The sequence below is a fragment of the Amycolatopsis sp. NPDC058986 genome (assembly GCF_042741125.1).
Lineage (GTDB): Bacteria > Actinomycetota > Actinomycetes > Mycobacteriales > Pseudonocardiaceae > Amycolatopsis.
Window position 1 is genome coordinate 99,265 of sequence record NZ_JBHYJW010000021.1, and the last position, 22,979, is coordinate 122,243.

A 22,979-nucleotide genomic window follows, 5' to 3' on the forward strand; every position below is an offset into this window, starting at 1 on the left:
CGGGTCAGCCGACCGGACGCGGGGTGAGGTTCACCTCCACAGTGTTGCCTGGCCCGGAGGCAACCCCGGAGACGAGGTCGTTCAGGGAACCGCAGCCCTGCAACGGCGGCAGGGTGTAGGACCCGGTGAGCTTGCCGCCCGCCAGCGGGTCGAAGCCGGGCTTCGACTCGAGCGGGATCCGCGCGGGCGTCTTCGTCTGACAGGACGGGTTCGCCGAGACCGGGAAGCCGAAGACCGTGATGCGCGGCAGCTTGACCGTCACCGACGAGGTCGACTTGAGCACCCCGTCCTTGAGCGTGCCGGTGGTCTTGCCCGCCGGCGCGAACTCGATCCTCGCGTTGACCGGGACGAAGCCCCAGAGCGTGAAGTGCGCGCTCGTCGGGTTCAGCGTGAGGTCCGCGTCGAAGGTCCCGTTCGACAGGGTGATCGCGGCGTTGATGCCCCCGCGCAGGTCGATCGGACCGGCGAGCTTCTTGAGCTGCGACTTGCCGGTCAGGTTGTAGCTGTACTTCACGACCGGCGGAGTCGTCTTCGGCTTGGTCTTCGCCGTGACCGCGGCGCTGGCCACCGACTTGTTGCCCGCGGCGTCCTTGGCGACCACGGTGAAGGTGTACTCGGTGTCGGCGGTCAGACCGTCGACCGTCGCGGTGGTCCCGGTGACCGACTTGGCCAGCGTGGTGCCGTTGTAGACGTCGTACCCGGTGACACCGACGTTGTCGGTCGAGGCGTCCCAGGCCAGCACGACAGCGGTTTCGGTCGTGTCGGTGGAGTGCAGATTGCCCGGGGTGCTGGGCGCCTGCGAGTCGGGCGCCGCCTGGGTCCGCGCCGTCACGGCGGCACTGGCAGCGGACTTGTTGCCCGCGGCGTCCTTGGCCACCACGGTGAACGAGTACTCGGTGTCGGCGGCCAGACCGTCGACGGTGGCCGAGGTTTCCGTGACCGACTTGACCAGGTTGGTGCCCTGATAGACGTCGTATCCGGCGACGCCCACGTTGTCGGTGGACGCGGTCCACGCGAGGCTCACGCCGGTCTGCGTGGTTCCGGTGGCGTGCAGGTTGCCCGGGATGCTGGGCGCCTGCGTGTCCGGCGCGGCCTGGGTCCGCGCCGTCACGGCGGTACTGGCGGCCGACTTGTTGCCCGCGGCGTCCTTGGCCACCACGGTGAACGAATACTCCGTGTCCGCCGCGAGACCGTCGACAGTCGCGGTCGTCCCCGTCACCGTCTTCACCAGGTTGGCGCCCTGAAAGACGTCGTACCCGGTGACACCGACGTTGTCGCTCGACGCGGTCCAGGACAGCGTGACGCTGGACTGCGTGACGTCCGTCGTGGCAAGACCGGCCGGAACGGTGGGCGCTTCGGTGTCGGGCGCGGTCGCCGTGCGCACGGTCACCGGCGCGCTGGACGCCGATTTGTTCCCGGCGGCGTCCTTGGCCACCACGGTGAACGAATACTCCGTGTCGGCGGTCAGACCGTCGATGGTGACCGAAGTTCCCGTCACCGACTTGACCAGGTTGGTGCCCTGGAAGACGTCGTACCCGGTGACACCGACATTGTCGGTCGAGGCGTCCCAGGCCAGCCCGGCACTGGTCGCCGAGGTCCCGGTCGAGTGCAGGTTGCCCGGAACGCTGGGAGCCTGCGTGTCGGGCGCCGCTTGGGTCCGCGCGGTCACGGCGGCACTGGCAGCGGACTTGTTCCCCGCAGCGTCCTTCGCGACCACGGTGAACGAATACTCCGTGTCCGCCGTCAGCCCATCGATGGTCGCGGTCGTTCCCGTGACCGACTTGACCACATTGGCGCCTTGGTAGACGTCGTACCCGGTGACACCGACGTTGTCGCTCGAGGCGTCCCAGGCCAGCGCGACGCTGGTTTGGGTGGTCTCGGTCGAGTGCACGTTCGCGGGCGTCGTCGGCGCCTGCGTGTCCGGGGCTTTCGCGGTGTGGGCCGTCACCGGGGCGGTGGCCGGCGAGAGGTTCCCCGCCGCGTCCTTGGCCTTGACGGTGAAGCTGTAGTCCGTGTCCGCCGTGAGACCGTCGATCGTGGCCGAGGTTCCGGTCACGGACTTGACGAGAGTGGCGCCCTGGTAGACGTCGTAGCCGGTCACGCCGACGTTGTCGGTGGCGGCGCCCCAGGACAGCGCGACGCTGTTCTGGGTGGTTTCACCGACGGTCACGGCGCCCGGGGCCGAAGGCGGGGTGGTGTCGGCCGCGGGCGTGATCGTGAAGGTCTGCAGCACGGTGTTCTGCCCGTTCGCGGGCGTGCAGTCCGCGACGAACGTGCCGAGGCCGGTCTCCGCGCCGGAGGCGGTCAACGGAGTCATGGTGAGCACCAGGTCGTGCACCGACAGCGTCGCGGTCCCCGGCTGGTCGAACCGCAACGCCGGCGCGGCACCGCTCGCGTTGACGACGAGGTCGTTGCCGGTGGCCGGAATGGGCTGCTGCGGGATCGCCGTCGGCACGCCGACCGCGAGATGACCCTGCGGGCTGGAGACCAGCGACGTGGCCAGTGCCGAGCCCTTGATGGATTCGGCGCCGACGAGCCGCAGGCCCTCGGTCGCCGTCTTGCCCGCGTTGGACACGGCCGTGATGTCGATCTTGGGCGTGAACTGGCCCACCGGGATCGTGTCCGGCAGCTTGGCGTTGATGTCGATCGAGACGTCCTGGTTGCCGATCAACGGGAACGGGCAGCTGTAGACCTGGTGCAGCGGTGGATGGTTACCGGTGCCCACAACGGTTTCGGGAGTGACGGCGGGCCCGGTCACCGTGTAGGTCTGCAGGACGGTGTCCTGCCCCGGCGCCGGGGTGCAGTCCGCGGTGAAGGTGCCGAGGTTGGTCGGGGTGCCGTCGGCCTTGAGCGGGGTCATCTCCAGCTGGAGACCGTTCACCGCGAGCGTCGCGGTGCCCGGCTGGTCGAACCGGAGCGCCGGCGCGCTGCCGGTGGCGTTGACGACGAGATCGTTGCCCTTCGCCGGAATCGGCTGGTTGGGCACGTCGGCGTCGACCTTCACCGTCATCGCGCCCTGGGTCCCGGGCATCGTCACGGTCGAGGTCGCCCTCGCGGTGCCCTTGATGGTCTCGGCACCGACGAGACGAAGGCCGTCGGTCGCGGTCTTGCCCGCGTTGGACACCGCGGTGATCTCGATGGCGGGAGTCAGTTTCCCCGTCTCGATCGTCGAAGGCTGAGTGGTCTTGACGGCCACCGAGACGTTCTGGTTGCCGATCAAGGGGAACGGACAGGAGTAGTTCTGCGTGAGCTCGCCCTGGGCGGCGCTACTGGTGCCCGAACCGACCGCGAGGCCCAGGACCACCATGGCCGCCGTGCTCAGTACGGCAATGCCCCCAGTGGCCAGTCTTCGACTACGTTTTCTGTGTTTCACAGGTCACTCTCCAACAGATCGCACGCACCTGGGAAAAACCACACGAGAATTGCTACCCTTCCACCGATTCACCTCGGCGGGGCGCGTGTGCGTTACCGGTATGCCACAGGGAATTAACACATTCGAAGAGCTTGCTGTGCAAGGAAAATCCCGGCCCGCTCAGGGCGAACCGGCAAATTTGTCACCCGTGGCCGATGCGCCGATCGTGAACCTGTCAACCGGGGTCGACCGCTGAAAACCTGATACCGCACAATACGAGATGGTTACTGACCAACAGGGCCGGGCAGCGGACATTCCGCAACCAGGCGCCATCCGGCCGGAAAGCCTTCGCCGGGGCTCACCGTCGTCCGGCGGTCGCCTCGATCAATTCGTAGGCCAGGTCGAACTGGACGCCGTCGGGATTGCCGAGCCCCTTTTCCGCGTACCAGGATGCGTCGGCTTCCGGATGGGGGCCGCTGACCCCGACCCGGCCCTTGCCGTACGGCGCGACGACGACAGCGGCCGTTCCGTTGGGGTAGGTCGCGAGGACGGTGGCGTCGGCACCCTTGTCCAGCAGGACGGCGGGACCGTCCTGGAAGTACATGTGCCGCGGCTTGCCCTGCCAGTCCACCCTGACCACGGTGTCGCGACCGTCGGGCACCGAGGCGCCAGGAGTGTCGGTGTACCCGCGGGTGTCCCCGGGCAGCAGGTCGAAGCCCGGCTCGCGCCCGGCCAGATAGGCACCGAAGCACAGACCCAGGTAGTTGCCGCCGTCGCGCACCCAGTCGCGGATCAGCCCGGCGGAATCGCGCAGATGCCGCCAGGTTCCGTCGAGGTCGGCGCCGCCGCCGGGCTGGACGTACAGCTGCGCTTCGGCCAGAGCGGCACCGGTCAGCGGGTTCTCGGTGCCGGGTCCCACGTACTCGACCCGGAACGGCCGCGCCGCCTGGCGCAGCAGGGTGGCGATCGCCGGCGCGCAGGCGGGGCAGCCCTGCGGTCCACCGTAGACCAGCGCGAGTGGCGGCTCGTCGTCCCGTTCCCCTGCCTCCGACCGGGCACAGCCGGCGGCCAGCAGGGCGGCGGCGGGGAGGATGCCGAAGAGCAGCCGACGCCGATCCACAATGGACGGACGATGGCCGGTGTCCGATTCCCTGCCGCGCATGGTTTATGCCTCTTTCTCGCCGGTCCGGGCACTGTGCCGGTTCCACCATTACCCGGAGCCGGTGCGGGACCGTCCGCAGTGGACCGGAGACAGGCCCTTTCGGCCAGAACTGTTTGCTCGATCGTCCGGGGCCACCTCGACCGTTCGGCCGGCGCCGATCGCGGGCTGCCTTTCCACGCTCGGCCGATCTACCCGAAAGGGCAGTCGCTGCGCGGACGAGCCGTCACCGTGCGAAAAATCAACCACGACCGACGAACAACAATACGACGTTGCCCTGAGGTGATCCAGATCACAGCGACAGCACCTCATGGCCTCCTCGGACATCTTTGCTGGCGAGTTCGCCAACGACACCGCGAATACCCGAGCACTCATCAAGGGGACTGAAATGGGGATCACCACGAAGGCGCTCCGGCGCGGCACGATGACTGTCGCCACGGTGGCGGCGGTGGGTGCGCTGGGGGCGTGCTCGACCGGACAGCCGGGCAACTCCGCTCCGGCTCCGGCTCCGGCTCCACAGAGCGGCAACGGCGGTGGCGTCGGCGCGGCGCCGAACGCCGGGACCGGCCAGGGCTCGGCCGCGAAGAGCACCCCGGCCGCCGACGGCAGCGGCGGGAGTCACCCCAACTGCGCGAACCTGAAGGTGACGGACAAGACGCCGGACCTGGTCCCCGGCACCACCACGCAGATGCGGTTCCAGCTCCTGCTGACCAACCAGGGCAGCGCACCCTGCGTCGTGCGGGGCTTCCCCGGCGTCCGGCTCGACGGCGCGGACGGCACCACCTGGGACCTGGCCCGCACCAACGCGCCTGTCACCCCGGTGCTGCTCGGCCACGGCGAGCACGCCACCGCCGACCTCACCTACTCCACCGCGGCCCCCATCACCGGCGGCGGTTCAGGGAGCACCGATTCCGGCTGGCACGCCACCACCATGACCGTGACCCCGCCCAACAGCACCAACACCCAGACCCTGGCCTGGGTCGACAGCGTGGGCCTCGCCAAGCAGGACGGCGCGACCCACCCCGGGACCTATGTCGGCCCGGTCCATTCCGCCAAATAACGGTCTCACCACGAGAAGAGAAATCAAGAAAAAGGGGGAAAAACGTGAGCAAGCGAGCCGATTTCTACGACGCTCCGGCGCACGACTATCTGCGTTACTGGGATGGCCGTGACTACGAGAACGCGGCCGAACAGGCCGCGATCCGCCGGCTGTTGCACGGCAGGCGTTTCGCGCACGCCGCCGACGTCGGCGGTGGCTACGGCAGGTTGTGCGTGCTGTTGCAGGAGTTCGCCGACCGCGTGACCCTGGCCGAGCCCAGCAGCAGGCAACTCGACATCGCCGCGAGCTTCCTGGCAGACCATCCCCGCATCGAGCACCGTCAGACGCAGGCCGACGCGCTGGCGTTCGACGACGATTCACTCGACCTGCTCACGATGATCCGGGTGATGCACCACCTTCCCGAGCCCAGCACCGAGTTCGCCGAAATCGCCAGGGTGCTGCGGCCCGGCGGCACCGCCGTGATCGAAGTGGCCAACCTGGCGCACGCCCGCAACCGGGTGCGTTATCTGCTGAAGGGGCGACGGATCCCGCATCTGCCCGTGGACATCCGGTCACCGGAGAACCGGCACGCCGACGAGATCGCCTTCGTCAACCACAATCCACACACGGTCATCGAGCAGCTGACCAGGGCGGGCCTGCGGACCGAACGCGTGCTCTCGGTGTCCAACCTGCGCAGTACTGCCCTGAAAAAGGTGCTGTCGCACCGGGTTCACGTGGCGGCCGAGGTCGCCAGCCAGCAGATGCTCGCCAGGACCTTCTTCGGCCCCAGCGTGTTCCTGTTGCTGAGCAAGGACTGATCCCGTCTCGAACACACGCGACCGCCGAGCCGATCACGCCCCCGGCACACCGAGGGTGTGATCGGTTCGGCGAGATGAGCTGGCGAACTAAGTTCGTGTCGAGCTAGAGTGACCGTCATGCCCGCCGACCCCGGACAGCGCCGCGCCCGGCGCGCGGCCCGCCACGCCCAGCCCGCCGCGGGTTCCACACCGCAAGCCCCGCGGAAGGCGCCCATCACGGCCGACCGGATCACCGACGCCGCGCTGCGGGTCATCGCCACCGAGGGTTACGACGCGCTGACGATCCGCCGGGTCGCCGCCGTGCTCGGCACCGGGCCGTCCTCGTTGTACGCGCACATCGTCAACAAGGAGGATCTCGACGAACTGCTCGTCGCCCGGCTCTGCGCCGAGATCGAACTACCCGAACCCGATCCCGATTCGTGGCGGCAGCAGCTCCTCGACGTCTACGCCCAGCTGCGCGACCTGTACCTGAAATACCCGGGCATCCCCCGCGCCGCGCTGGCGATGGTCCCCACCCATCTCGAAACACTGCGGGTCGGCGAAGGAATCCTGGCGATCCTCCTCGCCGGAGGTGTCGAACCGCAGACGGCGGCATGGGCGCTCGACGCGCTCACCCTCTACGTCAGTGCCTACGCCTTGGAGCGCTCACTCCTCCAGCAACGGCGACAACACCACGACGACAGCTGGGTCCTCAGCCGCGACGAGCTGATCGACCGGTTCACCGCGCTGCCCGCCGACCACTTCCCGCACACGCGACGGCACGCGGCCGAACTGACCTCCGGTACCGGACACGACCGGTTCGACTTCACGCTCGCCCTGATCATCGGCAACCTCACCGGCGCATAGCTCGTCCTCGTTCGCGACTGTCCGAAGTGGAATCCACACGACGTCATTTGCCGTTGCTACACAACGAATCTCGCAGTCGAAACGGATTAACGGAATCACGATTCGATAGCGGGAGGTAACGAGCCATCGCGAACCTTCGACCTAGGGGCGGACCGCGCGGCATGCGGCCCGTCTCCCGAGGAGCTGGTGATCGATGCGCAGGAACGTCATCGTGAGCGCGGTGCTGACCGTGCTGCTCGCCGCCGGTTGCATCCCCTCGCCCGATCCCGTACCACCACGGCCACCGGTGCCCACCGCACAGGACGCCTGGGTGTCCGCCCTGATCGCCGATGCCCAGCAGGGCAGGGACGCCGACATCACGGTCATCCCGCGCCCGCAGTACGACATGATGCTCACACAACTGCGGCAATGGGCCCCTTCACCGGCCGCCCTGGTCGCCCAGCTCCGTGCGGTGAACCCGCGCTGGCCCGTCACCGCGAGCGATCTGCAGACGTTCACCACCGCCTGGTGCCGGGTGGACGTCGCGGGCTCCACCGACTTCCTGCTCGCCCGGATACCCGGCGCCGGCCTGGCCACCCTGCCCGCGCTGAACCAGCTGCTCGGGGTGCTGGCACAGACCTGCCCCGGCGCCATACCGCAAGCGCTGGACTGGACGAACCAGGTCTTCGTGCACTACACGACGACCAACCAGCGGGCCATCAACGCGATGTCCGTACCACGTCTCCCGCCGAACCCCCAGCGATCCGCCGTCCTGAGCGCCATCTCGGGCAAGCTCTGCGACGCACTCCACACCGGGCTGAGCGCCAAGATCGCCGCGAAGATCCGCAACAGCAAGGCGAACTTCCTGGTGACGACCGCACTCGAGGTCGGGATGACCTTCTGCCCGGACGCGGTGCAGGGCATCATCGCCTAGCGAAACGTCCACTGTGGACTTTCGCGCGACACCGCCGAACACGCCGAAGCAACCGTGAACGCGTCACACCATCCGCAGGACGACCTTGCCGAGCTTGCCCGGCGAACCCAGCCGGTCGTAGGCGTCGAGCGACCGCTCCAACGGGTAGACGCCGTCGATCGGGATCGTGAGCCGTTTCGCCGTGAGGGCACCGAAAAGCCCTTCGCGCACCCGGTTCGCGAGCGTGGTCTTCTCGTTCGTGCTCCTGGCACGGATGGTCGAGCCGAGCACCCGGCCGCGACGCCGCATCAGGTCGAACAACCGCAACGACGCCTCCTCCCCCGCGCCGACACCGATGACGAGGATCCGGCCGTACGGCTTGAGCCACTCCACGCGCCGCAGACAGTCCGGGCCGCCGACCAGTTCGGCGACGATGTCGTACGGGCCGTTCTCCTCTTCCTGGTCCGGAGTCACGGCCGTCACCCCCGGCGCCAGCTCGCGAACCCCGTCGTGCAGCTCCGCGCGACGCACGCTCGCGACGACCTCGGCCCCGGCAAGCGCGGCGACTTGCACCATCGCGGTGCCGACCCCGCCCGCGGCACCGGTGACCAGCACCCGCTCGCCGAGCCGCACCCCGGCCTGGTCGACCAGCCCGTCCCATGCGGTGCTGAACGCCTCGGGGAACCCGGCCGCGTGGACATCGTCGACGGTGTCCGGGACGGGCAGCAGCAGACCCGCGGGAACCGCGAGCCGCTCGGCGTGCCCGCCACCGCCCACCACCGCCATCACCCGGTCCCCCTGGCCCCAGCCGGAGACCTCCGGGCCGGTCTCCTCGATCACCCCGGCGATCTCCAGCCCGGGAATGTCCGCGGGCCAGCCCGCCGGGGCCGGGTAGGTACCCCGCGCCTGCTGCAGATCCGCCGCGTTCAGCCCGGCCGCGTGGATCCGGACGACCACCCGGTCCCCCGCGGCGACCGGCTCGGCCACCTCGTCGAGGGCGAACCGGCCGTCCGTGATCCTTACCGCACGCATGCGCCTTCACTCCTTTTCGACCGCCTCGGGCGGTGTCTCCGTGCTCGCCCCGGGTGCCGGGAACCGGTTGGCGGGCAAGCGTTTTCCCACCGCCCACAGTACGGGTCAGGCGCGCTTGCCGAACTTCGAGCGGGCCCAGAGGTAGCCGGCGACGGCGATGCCGAGCGACCAGGCGATCGCGGCCAGGGTCTGGCCGATGTTCGGGACGCCGGTGAAGAACCCGCGCAGGGATTCGATGATCGAAGTGAAGGGCTGGTACTTCGCGAATTCCCGGATGCCGGGGCCCATCTTGTCGGCGGGGACGATCGCGCTGCTGAAGAACGGCAGCATGATCAGCGGCACGGTGGCGAAACCCGCGGACTCCTGCGTCTTCGCTGCCAGGCCGGAGGCGACGGTGAGCCAGCTGACCGCGAGGACCACCAGCAGGAGCACGCCGACGGCGGCGAGCCACTGCGCGAAGGACGCGGACGGGCTGAAACCGAACAGGAAGGCCACCCCGAGGATGGCGGCCAGCGCGAACGTGGTGCGCACCATGGTGGCGACCACGTGCCCGGTCAGGACGGCGCCGCGGGAGACGTCCATCACCTTGAAGCGGTTGATGATGCCGGTGGTCATGTCGGAGTTGACCGCGACCGCGGTGGCGGACAGGCCGTAGGCGATGGCCATCATGAGCATGCCAGGCGTGGCGTAGTCGATGTAGTCGCCGCCACCGACGTTGAACGCGTCGCCGAAGACGTACACGAACATCAGCATCATGATGATCGGCATCAGGATCGCGTTGAACACCGCGACCGGGTTGCGCAGGGTGTGCTTGAAGTTGCGGCGAAGCATGATCGCCGAAGCGCTGCTCATCGGAGGGCCTCCGTCTGGGTCTCGGTGCTCGAATGACCGGTGAGGGAAAGGAAAACGTCGTCGAGGTCCGGCATCCGCACGGTGAACTCCTCGACCTCGATGGCGTACTCGTCGAGCCGGTCCAGCAGGGAGCGCAGCGACTTGTTGCCGCCGTCGCTGGGCACCCGCAGGACGAGGCTCTCCGCGTCGGGCGTGGAGCCGGTCAGCACCCGGGCCGCGGCGTCCAGGTGCGTGGTGCTCGCGAACCGCAGCTGCACGTGGCCGCCGGGGATCTGGCGCTTCAGCTGCCCCGGGGTGCCCGCGGCGACCAGCTTGCCCTGGTCCAGCACGGCGATCTGATCGGCGAGCTGGTCGGCTTCTTCGAGGTACTGGGTGGTGAGGAAGATGGTGATGCCGTCGGCCGCCAGCTCACGGACGATCGTCCACATCGTACGGCGGCTGCGCGGGTCCAGACCGGTGGTCGGCTCGTCGAGGAAGATGATCCGCGGCCTGCCGACCAGTGTCATCGCCAGGTCGAGCTTGCGGCGCATCCCACCGGAATACGTCGACGCGCGCTTGTCGGCCGACTCCTCCAGATCGAACCGCCGCAGCAGGTGCTCGACGACGTTCTGGCCCTCACTTCCCTTGAGGCGGTGCAGATCCGTCATCAACCGCAGGTTTTCGCGGCCGGTCAGCAGCTCGTCCACCGAGGCGAACTGACCGGTGACGCCGATGGCCGAACGGACCTTCCTGGTCTCGGTCGCGACGTCGTAGCCGGCGACGCGCGCCGTCCCACTGTCCATTTTGAGCAACGTGGTCAGCACGTTCACGGTCGTGGTCTTGCCCGCTCCGTTCGGGCCGAGCAACGAGAAGATCGTCCCCGCACGCACATCCAGATCGATGCCGTCGAGTACGACTTTGTCCTTGTAGGCCTTCTTGAGCCCCGAGGTCGTAATCGCTGAACTTGTCATGGCAGCGACTTTGCCCAGCCGCCCTGACACCGCCCTGTCCCTGCCCTGACACGGGCTCTGACACGGCGTTCTCCCTGGTTCAGCGAGCGAGCACGGCCTCGGCCAGCTTGTGCCAGTCCGCTTTCGCACCCTCCTGCGTCACCTCGGCGAACCGCGTGTCCCCGAGGCGTTCCCGCGCGGCCCGCTCGATCCGGGCCGCGTCCGGCTGGGAACGATCCGGCAGCCCCCGCACCGCGGTGCTCGCCGCGAGCAGCCGCGCCGCCTGTTCGTACTCTTCGCGACGCAGTGCGAGGTCCGCGATCCCGACGAGGACACCGGCGATCAGCGGTGCGTGCCCGCCTTCCGAGGCTGCCTGGAAGGCCGCGACCCGATGCTCCCTGGCCTTGCCGAGATCCTCGGCGAGGTAGCCGAGCAGGTCCTGGGTCACAGCGCGGACCTGCGCCCGCTCGGCGTTGTCGCCCAGTAAAGCCGTCGCGACGTCGAGTTGCCGCCTCGCCTGCTCGGCGTCGCCGCCGCACCGCGCGAGCTCGGCCTTCGCCAGTGCCAGCTCGACCAGTGCCTCCGGCCAGGCGACCCGTTCCGCGTACCGCTGCGCCTCCGCCATGGCGGCCGCGCTCGCTTCCAGATCCCCCAGCAACCAGGACAACTGCGCCTGCCGCGAGCGCAGCGGCACGACGTCCTCGATGGCGCCGACCTCGGTGACGACCGTGATCGCGTGTTCGTAGTACTCGCACGCACCGGCGAAATCGCCCCGCATCGCGACCCGGGGCGCCAGTTCGCTCAGTGCGAACGAAATCCCCCACCGATCACCGAGCGCGCGGAACTCGGCCAACGCCGTTTCGAGGTACGCCTCCGCCTCAGGTCCCTCGTGGCCGAGCGTGATCCGCGTCTTGCCGAGGTGCAGCCGGGCGAGGGCACGCACCCACGGGTCCTCGTCGTCCAGCACGGGTTCCCACGCGGACAGGAAGTCCTCCGGCGCCCGCACCATGCGTTCCAGCGCGGGCACAACTCCCAGCGCCGGGTGATACCCGCCCGGAATCCGCCTGCTGATTTCGTAGACCTTGTGGATCCACTCCGCCGCCTCGTTCTGGTCGCTCCGCCCGGAAACCACGAACATGGAGACGAAGGCGTACACCACGGCCCGGATCTCGTCGGCCACCTCGCCGGGCAACGCGACGGCCGCCATGATCAGCTCGTTGCCCTCGGCCTTGTGCCCGCCGAGCCACCAGTACCAACCCGCGGCGGCGGCGAGCCGCATCGCCCCGTCCGCCTCCCCGGCGGCGAGCGCACCCCGCATCGCGGCGGCGATGTTGTCGTGCTCGGCCTCGAGCACGGCGAGCCATTCCAGCTGATCGGCACGGCGAAGCCGCGGCTCCGCGGTTTCGGCGAGTTCGGTGAAGTACGCGAGATGCGCATGGCGCGTCGCGTCCGCTTCCCCCGCCTCCGCCAGCCGCTGCTCGGCGTACTCCTTGATCGTGCCGAGCATCCGGTAGCGCGGCGCTTCCTCGCCTTCGGTGACCACCAGCGATTTCTCGGTCAGCGTGGTCAGCAGTTCGAGCACGTCGGCATTCTTCCCGCAGACCCGCTCGGCCGCCTCCAGGCTCGCCCCGCCGGAGAACACCGACAGCCTGCGCAGGATCACGCGTTCGGCGTCGGTGAGCAGCTCCCAGCTCCAGTCGATCACCGCGCGCAACGTCCGGTGCCGCGGCAGCGCGGTCCGGCTGCCCCCGGTCAGCAGCCGGAACCGGTCGTCGAGCCGGTGGGCGAGCTGATCGAGGGACATGGTGCGCAGCCGGGCCGCGGCGAGTTCGATCGCCAGCGGCATCCCGTCCAGTGCCCGGCAGACACGCGCCAGCATGCGGACGTCGGTGGCGACGTCCTTGCGTACCGCACCGGCCCGGTCTCGCAGCAACCGGACGGCCGGAGCGGACTCGATCTCGGCGGGATCGGCGTCTTCCGCCGGCAGGGCCAGAGGCGCGACCTGCCACAATGCCTCACCGGTGATGCCGAGGGGCTCCCGGCTCGTCGCGAGGATCCGCAGCCGGCGGCATTCCCCGAGCACCCGATGGGCGAACGTCGCGGCGGACTCGATCACGTGCTCGCAGTTGTCCAGGATCAGCACCATGTCCCGGTCGCGCACCGCGGCGGCGACCCGCTCCACCGGCTCCGTGTCCGGCGCCTCGCCGAGCAGTGCGTCCCGCAGCCTGAGCGCGGCCAGTACCGCCGATGCGACGTCTCCCTCGGCGCTGATGGGCGCGAGCTCGACCAGCCAGGCGCCGTCCGGCAGGTCCCTGAGCAGCGTGCGCGCGGTTTCGGTGGCCAGCCGGGTCTTCCCCGAGCCGCCCGGCCCGATCAGGGTGACGAGCCGATGCCCGGCGAGGAGTTCGCGGACCGCGGCGACGTCGGTGTCCTTGCCGACGAAGCTGGTCAGCTCGGCACGCAGGTTGGTCTTCGGAGTCTCCTCCCGCCGCCCCAGCTCGCCCCGCAGCAGCGCGACGTGCAGTGCGGACAGTTCCGGTGCGGGGTCGACACCCAGCTCGTCGGCCAGGGTTTCCCTCAGTCGCTCGTAAACACGCAGCGCATCGGTGTCGCGACCCGTCGCGACGAGAGCCCGCATCAGCGCGGCGACCAGCCGTTCCCGCACCGGATGCGCGGCCACCAGATCGGTCAGTTCCGTGACCAGATCGGCACCACGGCCGAGCTCGATCTCCGCGTCGAACCGGTCCTCCATGGCCGCCAGGCGCAGCCCTTCGAGCCGGGTGACCGCGGCGTCGAACGCCGCGCTCTCCTGCAGGCCGACGTCCTGCATGGCCGCACCACGCCACAGGGCGAGGGCCTCGCGCAGCAGCCGGGGGTCCTCGTCCTTGCGGGCCCTGCCGATGAGCCGTTCGAACCGCACGGCATCGACGGCGTCGGGCTCCACCCGCAGCCGGTAGCCGTCCGGCTGCCCGTCGACGACCCCGTCCGGTAGCGCTTTCCTTAGCCGGGAAACCAAGCGCTGCAAGGCATTCGCCGCGTCGGCGGGCGGCTGTTCGCCCCAGATCCAGTCGACGAGCGTCGCCTTCGGGACCACCCTGCCCGGGTCGAGCGCGAGGGCGGCCAGCAGCCCGCGCAGCCGGGCGCCCGGCACGTCGGCCGCACCGCCGTCGTCCGCGCGTACTTCGAATGGCCCCAGTATCCCGATCTGCACCCGGCCGATTTTGCCATGGGCGACGTCCGGGTCTCCGGCCGCTGGCCCGGCTCGGCCGGTGTCAGGGGCGTGTCAGGCAGGTGTCAGTCCGCTCGGCGACTGTGGTCACAACACCGCCACGAAAGGAAATCCGATGAGCCAGACAGTCGACATCCCGCACGGTCTCCCGATGGAGCGCGACGCGGGCCCGTTCGACCCGCCCCGCGAGATCACCCGGCTACGCGAGGCCCGCCCGGTCAGCCCGCTGATCTTCCCGGACGGCCACGAGGGCTGGCTCGTCACCGGCTACGACGAGGTCCGCCGGCTGATGGCCGACACGCGGTTCAGCTCCCGTCAGGACATCGGCGTCGTCCGCGTGCCGTTCGAGACGCCCGGTATGCCCGCTCCGACCGAACCGTCGCCGACGATGCCGGGCGTGTTCGTCGCCATGGACCCGCCGGACCACACGCGGCTGCGGCGCAAGCTCACCGGCGCCTTCACCGTCCGGCGCATGAAGCAGCTCGAAGCACAGATCGTCGAGATCGCCGAACGGCAGCTGGACCACGTCGCGAATCTCACTCCGCCGATCGACCTGGTCAAGGAGTTCGCGCTGCCGGTGCCGTCGCTGGTGATCTGCGAGCTGCTCGGTGTCCCCTACGCCGACCGGGAGACCTTCCAGGCCAACTCCGCCCAGTTCCTGGTCAAGGACCAGACCCTCGAAGAGAAGATGACCGCGCTCGTCGCGCTGAACACCTACCTCGCCGAGCTGGTCACGAGCAAGCGTGCCGACCCGGTCGACGACATCCTCTCCGATCTGGCCCGCGACGAGGACCTCAGCGTCGAGGAACTGACCGGCATGGCCTTCCTGCTGCTGCTCGCCGGCCACGAAACCACCGCCAACATGCTGGCGCTGGGCACCTTCGCGCTGCTGGAACACCCCGAGCAGCAAGCAGAACTGCGCGCCGACCCGGAACTGATGCCCGACGCCGTCGAGGAACTCCTGCGCTATCTGTCCATTGCGGACATCTTCTACCGCTACGCCACCGAAGACCTCGAACTCGGCGGGGAAACCATCCCCGAGGGATCGACCGTCGTCGTCTCGTTGCTGGCCGCCAACCGCGATCCCCGGCGCTTTGAAAACCCCGACACTCTCGACCTCCATCGCAAGGCCCGCGGTCACCTGTCCTTCGGCCACGGCGTCCACCAGTGCCTCGGCCAGCAACTGGCCCGCATCGAAATGCGCGCGGGTTTCGCCGGACTGCTGCGGCGTTTCCCGAGCCTGAAGCTCGCGATCCCCGCCGACGAGGTGAAACTCAAGACCGACATGAACATCTACGGCGTCCACGCGCTCCCGGTCACCTGGTGACATCCTCGGCCGCCCCCGCCACGACTTTCACGCCGTGGCGGGGGCGGACCGACACTCCTATCGGAACAACCGATCGCCAGGCGTGGCCATCCGATGGGTGGCGCCGTGCCTGCTCACCCAGGTACGGATGGCGGCGATGGACTGGGAGCACTGCCAGCCGTCGTTGTACTCGGTCACCTGATCCTTGGCCCAGCCGGCGATGATGCCGTTGACGCCCGCTTCGCCCAGCAGTTTGTCGACGTACCAAGGATCGTTGTAGTCAGTCGTCCACGAGAACGTCGCCGCGAGGGAACCGGCGTCGCGGTACTTGGCGGCCTTCTTCAACTCCGAGCAGGTGTAGTAGCCGGGCTCCGTGCAGTTGCCGAATCCCTTCCTGATGTCGGAATCGCCGTAGTCCATCGCCCGGCGGCCGTTCGGCAGTCCCGCGCCGTGCTTGGCGTAGACGCCCTGCGCCGTGGCGAGCGACCCGGTGGTGGTGATGCCCTCGAGCTTGCCGAGCCTGCCCTGCAGGCTCTGCCAGCCACGCCCACCCACATCCGGCGTGGCGCCGCCGTGGTACTCGTAGAATCCGTACAGCACCTGGATTCCCGCCGCCGTCAGTTTCTGTGCCTTGTCCCGCAAACCGGCGACACTGCACGCGCGGTTGGGTTGTTCCCCGCAGTAGTTGGGATCCTTGATGTCCAGCCACACCAGTGACAGCCGCCGTCCCGCGCGTGCCTCGGACACGATCAGGTCGAAGACGCTGTCGGCACTGGGCCCGTGGCGAGTTTCGCCCGCCGAGGAACAATCGTGATAGGCACGCCATTCGTTCGGGTTGTACCAGGAGCACATGTCGATCTCGACGGCGTTGGCACCGTGCTTGAGCGCGGCACGCACCCCGTCCAGGGTGTCGACGCGGTGCGCGATCGCATACACCGGCCGCTGTCCGGCTGCCGTGGCCGGGGAAACACCGAAGAATCCGGCCCCGAGGACCGCGCACACTGTCGTGAGGACCGCCCGGCGTCGTCCGTGTCCTCTCTTGGTAAAGCTCCGCTGACTCGCCTTCATGACACCTCGCTTCACGTAGTGTCCTGCGTCACACGAGCACACCGAGGGTCCAGCGCCGCCACCGGGAAGACCAGCCTCTGCCAGCGACTTTGCCCGACCTTACGGCCGTTCTTGCCCGGAAAGCTCAGCCGTTCGGCCGATCGGACGAGCGGTCCACTGTGGAGTGACGCGCCGGTTGCCGCTGGCTGTGTAACCCCTCCCGTATCTCCTTCTCGGCGGAGGTATCAGCCGAGCGAGAAGGAGCAGCCGCATGTCAGGGAGAATCGGCTTCGTCGTGGCAAGCGTGGTGGCGTTGTCCGTGACCGGAAGCCTGGCCGTCGCACCACGCGCGATGGCGGCCACACCGCGTTACACGCTGACCGTCGGCCCGGACGCGGTCCAGCGGTACACGGGGATCAACGACAACGGCGACATCATCGGCGTCGGCCAGCAAGCCGGGGCGCAGAACGGGGAAGGCTTCGTCCTCAAGGCGGGCACGAACACGCCGACGTTCCTGTCGACGGCGGCCGACCCGGGCAACACGCGGCAGTTCACCACCCCGCACGCGATCAACACCCACGGGGCGGTGGCCGGGGACGTCTTTCCGTCCGGCAGCGCGAACATCCGCCGGGCCACCAGGTGGCCGACGCCGGGCGCCGGCGGCGTCGACCTGGGAGTGGACCCGAACCAGCCCTTCTTCGACGTCGAGGCCACCGGAATCAACGACACCGGCCTGATCGCGGGCAGGACCGTGGATCCGGCCAGCAAGGTCACCGCATGGACGGTGAGCGGGTCCACGATCACCAGGCTGCCCAGCCTTCCCGGCGGACGGCAGGCGAGGGCTCTCGCGGTGAACAACACCGGTCTGGTGGTGGGCTCGTCGGCCAGCTCGGCGTCCGCGGTGTCCGCGTCCGCGTGGCAGAACGGTCAGGTCAGGAGCCTGGGCGCGTTGCCGGGCGGCGATTTCGCCGAGGCCGACGCCGTCAACTCGGCAGGCGTCGCCGTCGGCGTCTCCAACACGACACCGAGTGGGGACGGCGTCGACCTGCACGCGGTCAAGTTCTCCGGCGAAACGGTGACCGACCTGAACATCCCGGGTACGAGCACGCTGGCCAACGCCACCGCCACCGGGATCAACGACAGCGGCGTGATCGTCGGCGCGCTGCCCAACGGCGGCGCGTACGTCTACCGGAACGGGGTCACCACCGACCTGAACACGCTGATCCCGGCCAACTCGGGATTCCGCATCGTCAACGCGACCGGGATCAACGACAAGGGCGCGATCGTCGGCGTGGCAAGGAAAGGATTCGGCGGGCGCACCTTCGGCGTCCTGCTCACCCCGGCCGCGTGACCGTGTTCTTCGGGCGTCAAGCACACCACCGACGCCGGAGAAGCCCGCAACCACACCGAAAAAGCCGTCCAGCGCACCGTCCCACTCGCCATGATCACCCAAAGCCTCGTGATCATCTGGTACCACCTCGCAGGCCACTCACCCCGCGCCACAGCAGCACACCGAGCCCGCGCACCCTGGTACACAACGAAAAACACCCCAGCCACCACGACATGGTCACCAAGCTCCGCCGCGTCCTCATTGCAGCCCAATATCGTGCCGACCCAGCCCAACCACCAACCCCCGAACAAATCCACACCATACACCTAGCCTGGGAAAACACCGCCGCATAACTGCGAAAGTCGAGGCCATCAGTTCACCCGAGTAACTGTTCAGGTCATTGTGGTGTTTGTTGGTAGCCAAGGGTTTCCGGTGATGGCGTCGCGGATGGCGGTGATGACGTGGACGCGGTTCTTGCGGACGGTGGAGATGTAGCTGCGGACGCGGAGCCAGGTGTGGGCGCCATGTTGGGTGCGCCAGCCGCCGGAGATTTTGAGTTGGGCTTTGATCATGCGGAGATCGCGTTCGGCCTGGTTGTTGGTGAAGGGGACTCGCAGGTCGCGGGCGAAGCGCAGCACTTGGTCCTGGTAGTCGCGCAGGCGTACCAGGAGGTTACGGGTCTTGCTCTGTTTGCGACCTCGTTCCGGTGGGTGCAGGAGCAGTCCGAGGTTGATGGTGCGGAGGAACCTGGAGATCAGCGGGTCACGGATGCGGGCGGGGATCTCGGCCTGTCCGGCGTCGCGTGCGGCGTGCGCGGCGGTGTTGAGTTCCTCCAGGGTTTTGATCGCGATGAGTGGCCAGGTGTGTTCTGGATGGGTTTCGCTGGCGGCGACCAGTTCGCGCAGGTGGTGGGCGTTGCAGCGGGCGTGGATGCGTCCGTAGTCCTGATAGGACAGCCAGCCGTCGTGCACGATGACGCCACGGAAACCGCGCAGGATTCCGAATTCGTCCATCGCCTCGCCGCCGCGCAGCCGGTGGGGCAGGTAGGCGGTCAACGTGGAGGTGCAGGCGGTGTGCAGCCACCAGCGTTTGCCTTCGACACGGATACCGGTTTCGTCGAAATGCGCCACCGGCGCGGCCCGCAGCTGGCGGACGACGCATCCGGCGAACTCGTCCAGTCTGCTCGCGACCGGGGCGAGGACGCCGCCGACCCAGCCGGTCGAGACCGGCAGTCCCAGCACGTCCGCCAGCAGCTGAGCGGTCCGTACGACCGGGATGTGCTGATACGTCAGCAGATAGACCGCCAACGCCGTCACGTTCGGCCCGTAGCACACCGCTGCGGTCGCCTCCGCCGGTCCGGCCGCGGTGGTGACATGACCGCACCCACGGCAGCGCAACCGGCGCAGCCGGTGCTCGGTCACCGACGGCCGCACCGGTGGCAGATCCACCACCTGACGACGGACGATCCCAGCGTCACCGGCCTGCCGCAACCGGCAACCGCACCCCGCGCACGACGAGGGCACGTGATTGACGATCGTGTCGGGATTCTCGACCACCGACAGGTTCGCTCCAGGGGCACCGGGTTGCTTACCCTGCCTGCGTCCAGTCTTGCCACGCAACGATTTCGGTGCCGGTTTGCTGAAGCGGTCAGCCGACGGAGGCATCGACGAGTTACCCGAGTTCGACCCGAGACGACGCTTCAGCACCGCAACTTCATCACGAAGAGCGGCGATCTCCCCACGCGCACGCGCAAGCTCCACCGCCTGCGCCGCCACCAGCGCGGCCAACTCGTCATACGACGGCTGGACACCCTCTCCCACAACAAGATCATCCCACAAACCCCTCCACAGCAAGCAAAGGGGCCTGAATAGTTACTCACCCGATCGTGTCGAACACATGTTCTATCAGCTGCGGTATGATGGTGTCGTGTCCGAGAACCTGTCCACTCCGGAACCGCCGCAGGACCTGTGGCGGCGATCCGGTCGTGCGCTCGCCGACGAGGTGCGTACCCGACTGGAGTCCCTGTGGCGTCTGGACGCCGAGCTTGGCCAGTTCCTCATGGAGATCGAGTCGCGTGATGTGTCCGAGCTGTACGGGTATGGGTCGACAGCGGCATGGTTCGCGCACATGGCACGAATGTCGCGGGGTGAAGCCAAAAAATACCTCGACCGAGCCCACGGACTGAACCCCGGCCGCAACATCGACGGTACCGAACTCCCCGCCACCGCGCCAGCAACGCGTGCCGCCGCACTCGACGGTGAGATCGGCCCGCACCACAGCGATCGGATCCTCCAGTTCCTGAAGAAGGTTCCCAGATTTGTGTCCAATGAGGACAGAAGCAGCGCCGAGAAAATCCTCGTCGAACTCGCCCGCCACGCCACACCACAGGAAGTGGTCAAGGCCGCCGACGAAATCCTGGCCCGCATGGACCAGGACGGAAAAGAACCAAAAGACCCAGACCCACCAGAGCGCAAGCCCGAGTTACGGTTGCGGCAACGGAAAGACGGCTGGTACGACATCGACGGCCAACTCGACCCCATCACCGGCACCCGGCTGAGCACGATTCTCGATCCTCTCGCCACACCACGCCCCGCCGGGGAAGACAGGTGGCCGGATCTGCGGTCGCCGTCCCAGCGGTACGGAGAAGCCTTCGGCGAAGCCATCGCCATGCTCGCCAACGTGCCCGACGTGCCGGGTGGCGACCGCGCCCAACTCCTGGTCACGGTCACGCTGGACGACCTGAAGTCCAAGCTGGGCACCGCGTGCCTGGACATGGTCTCGCAGATCTCCGCGACCGAAGCCCGCATGCTGGCCTGCGACTGCCAGGTCATCCCCGCCGTCCTGGGAACCAAAGGCGAACCCCTCGACCTCGGCAGAGCCAAGAGACTAGTCACTCCAGCACTACGGAAAGCGCTGGTAATCCGGGACGGCGGCTGCGCCTTCCCCGGCTGTCACCGCAAGCCCCGACACTGCGACGCCCACCACATAACCCTGTGGACCCACGGCGGACACACCATCCTCCGGAATCTCGTCCTACTCTGCGGCGCCCACCACCGACTCCTCCACAAAGCCAACTGGACAGTCCGCATCGCCGAAGACGGATTGCCGGAATTCACCCCGCCCGACTACGTGGATCCGCTACGCACACCCCGAAGAAACAACCTCCACATACCCATCGCCCGTTGAACCCATGGTGGGCGTGGGCCATTGCTGGCGCCTTTTTGTGGTGGCTGGTCGGGTATCTGTTAGTGGTTACTGCGGCGGCGCCGGGCAGCAACCGGATCGCGTCGAGCACTGCTGTCCACGAGGTTGGACCCGTCTCCAGGGACAGGTCGCCCGTCAGGCCGCACGCGCGCCAAGCGGTCGTGGAACTCCTACCGGAACCGATTCAGGTCTCCGAGCGCCAGACCTCGACCGGCGTCATGCACACTGATCACGCAACCCTGGGATCAATCTTCCTTCCACAGCAAGAGAAATCATCGACCAAGGGCTGCTTTTATGATCAATTAGGGTGCGCCGTTCTGTCTAGCCTTACCTCAGCAAGGAGAGCACTACCGAGTCGCGAGACAGTGACCGGCTCTCCGCCACACGGTGCGGATGCCTTCTACTTACGCTGCTCGGCGACCAACCAGCACAGGCAGAAAGGATGACCGGCTGGGTCGGCGTATACCTGGAAGTCGTCCCCGGACGTGGTGCCGGCAGCCGCTTTCAGCACCGAGGCACCGAGAGCCATGACCTGCTCGTGCGCTTCGGCGAAGTCCTCGACCCAGAGGTCGAGGTGCATCTGCTGCTGGGCCGGGCCGTCCGGCCATTCCGGTGGAACGTGGTCAGGAGCCAGCTGCACACCGATCCGCTGTGCGCCGTCCACCATCACCATGTGCCAGTCGCCGTCTTCGTCCACCTCCCCACCTGTCGTGAACTTGTTCGCCGTGGCACCGGCCCACAACGTGATTTGCCGGTATCCCGGGGAACGGGCAGGACCATCCCCCGGGCGCGGGTTTCCCAGGAGTGGCACGGACAGTCAGCGGATCAGGCGGAAGAACCCGCGCACCTGCTCGATCAGCGACTCCGGCTGCTCCAGCGCGGCGAAGTGGCCACCATGCGGCAACTCCTCGAACCAGCGCAGGTCGGTGAACCGCAGCTCGGCCTCCCGTCTCGACGGGCGGGTTATGTCGCGCGGGTAGACCGACAGTCCGGATGGCGCGGTCACCTTGTCCCGGAAGTGGGCGAAGCTCTCCCAGTACAGGCGCGCCGACGACGTGGCCGACGCGGTGAACCAATAGACCGAGATCTCGTCGAGGATCGTCTGCCGCGACAACGCGTCCTCGGGATGGCCGTCGTTGTCCGTCCACGCCCAGAACTTCTCGGCGATCCAGGCGGCCTGCCCCGCCGGGGAGTCGGTGAGACCGTAGCCGAGGGTCTGCGGCCGGGTCGCCTGGATCGCCGAGTAACCCCGGCCCGTGCGCTGCATCTCCTTCTCGGCCTGAAGATTCGCCAGCTCCGCGGGCGTCGGGTCGTCGAACGTGCCCGCCGCCACCGATCCCAGGTTCAGGTGCACGCCGGCGACCCGCTCGGGCGCCACCTCGCCCAGCGCGCCGGACACCGCCGAACCCCAGTCACCACCCTGCGCGCCGTACCGTTCGTAACCCAGCGAGACCATCAACGTGTCCCAGGCGCGCGCGATGCGCGTGATGCCCCATCCGGTCGTCGACGGCTTGTCGCTCCAGCCGTACCCGGGCAGCGACGGCGCGACCACGTGGAAGGCGTCCGCCGGGTCGCCGCCGTGTGCGCGCGGGTCGGTCAGCGGGCCGAGGATCTCCAGGAACTCCAGCACCGAACCCGGCCACCCGTGCGTGAGCACGAGCGGGAAGGCGTCCGGCTCCGGCGAGCGGACGTGCAGGAAGTGGATGCCCAGCCCATCGATCGTGTCTCGGTACTGCGGGAACACGTTCAGCCGCTCTGCGAACCCGAAGTCGTAGTCCTCGGCCCAGCTACGGCACAGCTCCTGCGCATACGCCAGCGGCAAACCCTGTGACCAGTCGTCCACCGGCTCGCGCTCGGGCCACCGTGTCCGTCGCAATCGTTCACGCAGATCCGCGATCTCGGCTTCGGTGATGCTGACCTCGAACGGCTCGGCGGACATGGCAA

Annotated in this window: 17 protein-coding genes; 7 read left to right on the forward strand and 10 right to left on the reverse strand. The window is 68.3% G+C overall.

Annotated features, from left to right (window positions below; genetic code table 11):
- Positions 1 to 4: 4 nt before the first annotated feature.
- Both ACFW0G_RS20100 and ACFW0G_RS20105 read right to left on the reverse strand, forming a co-directional pair.
- Positions 5 to 3,307, reverse strand: a complete 3,303-nt coding sequence (locus ACFW0G_RS20100) for a fibronectin type III domain-containing protein (RefSeq protein ID WP_378326850.1) — start codon at positions 3,305 to 3,307, stop codon at positions 5 to 7.
- Positions 3,308 to 3,710: 403 nt separating this feature from the next.
- Entirely contained in the window at positions 3,711 to 4,514 is an 804-nt protein-coding gene (locus ACFW0G_RS20105) for a BPL-N domain-containing protein (RefSeq protein WP_378326851.1), read from the reverse strand.
- A gap of 385 nt (positions 4,515 to 4,899) precedes the next feature.
- On the opposite strand from ACFW0G_RS20105, the gene ACFW0G_RS20110 reads away from it, so the two are divergent.
- The 4 genes from ACFW0G_RS20110 (at position 4,900) to ACFW0G_RS20125 (ending at position 8,127) form a co-directional block, all read left to right on the forward strand.
- Positions 4,900 to 5,571 carry a DUF4232 domain-containing protein gene (locus ACFW0G_RS20110; protein ID WP_378326852.1) on the forward strand — a complete coding sequence of 224 codons (672 nt, stop codon included), beginning with the start codon at positions 4,900 to 4,902 and terminating at the stop codon, positions 5,569 to 5,571.
- 44 nt (positions 5,572 to 5,615) lie between these two features.
- Positions 5,616 to 6,368: a class I SAM-dependent methyltransferase gene (locus ACFW0G_RS20115; RefSeq protein WP_378326853.1), complete on the forward strand. Its 753-nt coding sequence runs from the start codon at positions 5,616 to 5,618 to the stop codon at positions 6,366 to 6,368.
- A gap of 117 nt (positions 6,369 to 6,485) precedes the next feature.
- Positions 6,486 to 7,214: a TetR/AcrR family transcriptional regulator gene (locus ACFW0G_RS20120; protein ID WP_378326854.1), complete on the forward strand. Its 729-nt coding sequence runs from the start codon at positions 6,486 to 6,488 to the stop codon at positions 7,212 to 7,214.
- Positions 7,215 to 7,407: 193 nt separating this feature from the next.
- Positions 7,408 to 8,127 (forward strand): hypothetical protein, encoded by a 720-nt coding sequence (locus tag ACFW0G_RS20125; protein ID WP_378326855.1) that lies wholly within the window; start codon positions 7,408 to 7,410, stop codon positions 8,125 to 8,127.
- Between the two features lie 63 nt (positions 8,128 to 8,190).
- Here the strand turns inward: ACFW0G_RS20125 and ACFW0G_RS20130 are convergent, their stop codons facing one another.
- From ACFW0G_RS20130 to ACFW0G_RS20145, 4 genes are all read right to left on the reverse strand, one after another.
- Positions 8,191 to 9,138 carry an alcohol dehydrogenase catalytic domain-containing protein gene (locus tag ACFW0G_RS20130; protein WP_378326856.1) on the reverse strand — a complete coding sequence of 316 codons (948 nt, stop codon included), beginning with the start codon at positions 9,136 to 9,138 and terminating at the stop codon, positions 8,191 to 8,193.
- 105 nt (positions 9,139 to 9,243) lie between these two features.
- On the reverse strand, positions 9,244 to 9,990 hold the full coding sequence (locus ACFW0G_RS20135) for an ABC transporter permease (protein ID WP_378326857.1): 747 nt from the start codon (positions 9,988 to 9,990) through the stop codon (positions 9,244 to 9,246).
- Positions 9,987 to 10,940: an ATP-binding cassette domain-containing protein gene (locus ACFW0G_RS20140; RefSeq protein ID WP_378326858.1), complete on the reverse strand. Its 954-nt coding sequence runs from the start codon at positions 10,938 to 10,940 to the stop codon at positions 9,987 to 9,989. Before ACFW0G_RS20140 ends, ACFW0G_RS20135 begins: the two co-directional genes overlap by 4 nt.
- A 79-nt stretch (positions 10,941 to 11,019) precedes the next feature.
- Positions 11,020 to 14,130 carry a BTAD domain-containing putative transcriptional regulator gene (locus ACFW0G_RS20145; RefSeq protein WP_378326859.1) on the reverse strand — a complete coding sequence of 1,037 codons (3,111 nt, stop codon included), beginning with the start codon at positions 14,128 to 14,130 and terminating at the stop codon, positions 11,020 to 11,022.
- Between the two features lie 133 nt (positions 14,131 to 14,263).
- Here ACFW0G_RS20145 and ACFW0G_RS20150 point away from each other — a divergent pair, with 133 nt between their 5' ends.
- On the forward strand, positions 14,264 to 15,475 hold the full coding sequence (locus tag ACFW0G_RS20150; protein WP_378326860.1) for a cytochrome P450: 1,212 nt from the start codon (positions 14,264 to 14,266) through the stop codon (positions 15,473 to 15,475).
- 57 nt (positions 15,476 to 15,532) lie between these two features.
- Here the strand turns inward: ACFW0G_RS20150 and ACFW0G_RS20155 are convergent, their stop codons facing one another.
- Entirely contained in the window at positions 15,533 to 16,522 is a 990-nt protein-coding gene (locus ACFW0G_RS20155) for a hypothetical protein (protein ID WP_378326861.1), read from the reverse strand.
- Positions 16,523 to 16,772: 250 nt separating this feature from the next.
- Between ACFW0G_RS20155 and ACFW0G_RS20160 the strand changes: the two genes are divergently transcribed.
- Positions 16,773 to 17,852, forward strand: a complete 1,080-nt coding sequence (locus tag ACFW0G_RS20160; RefSeq protein WP_378326862.1) for a hypothetical protein — start codon at positions 16,773 to 16,775, stop codon at positions 17,850 to 17,852.
- A gap of 371 nt (positions 17,853 to 18,223) precedes the next feature.
- On the opposite strand, the gene tnpC is transcribed toward ACFW0G_RS20160, so the two are convergent.
- A complete protein-coding gene (gene tnpC / locus ACFW0G_RS20165) occupies positions 18,224 to 19,618 on the reverse strand; it encodes an IS66 family transposase (RefSeq protein ID WP_378326863.1) in 1,395 nt (464 codons plus the stop codon).
- A 139-nt stretch (positions 19,619 to 19,757) separates the two neighbouring features.
- On the opposite strand from tnpC, the gene ACFW0G_RS20170 reads away from it, so the two are divergent.
- Positions 19,758 to 21,017, forward strand: coding sequence for a DUF222 domain-containing protein (locus tag ACFW0G_RS20170; protein ID WP_378326864.1), 1,260 nt, complete (start codon positions 19,758 to 19,760; stop codon positions 21,015 to 21,017).
- A gap of 418 nt (positions 21,018 to 21,435) precedes the next feature.
- Here the strand turns inward: ACFW0G_RS20170 and ACFW0G_RS20175 are convergent, their stop codons facing one another.
- Together ACFW0G_RS20175 and ACFW0G_RS20180 are read right to left on the reverse strand one after the other, a co-directional pair.
- Entirely contained in the window at positions 21,436 to 21,846 is a 411-nt protein-coding gene (locus ACFW0G_RS20175) for a VOC family protein (protein WP_378326865.1), read from the reverse strand.
- 6 nt (positions 21,847 to 21,852) lie between these two features.
- Positions 21,853 to 22,974 carry an epoxide hydrolase family protein gene (locus ACFW0G_RS20180; protein WP_378326866.1) on the reverse strand — a complete coding sequence of 374 codons (1,122 nt, stop codon included), beginning with the start codon at positions 22,972 to 22,974 and terminating at the stop codon, positions 21,853 to 21,855.
- Positions 22,975 to 22,979: the final 5 nt, after the last annotated feature.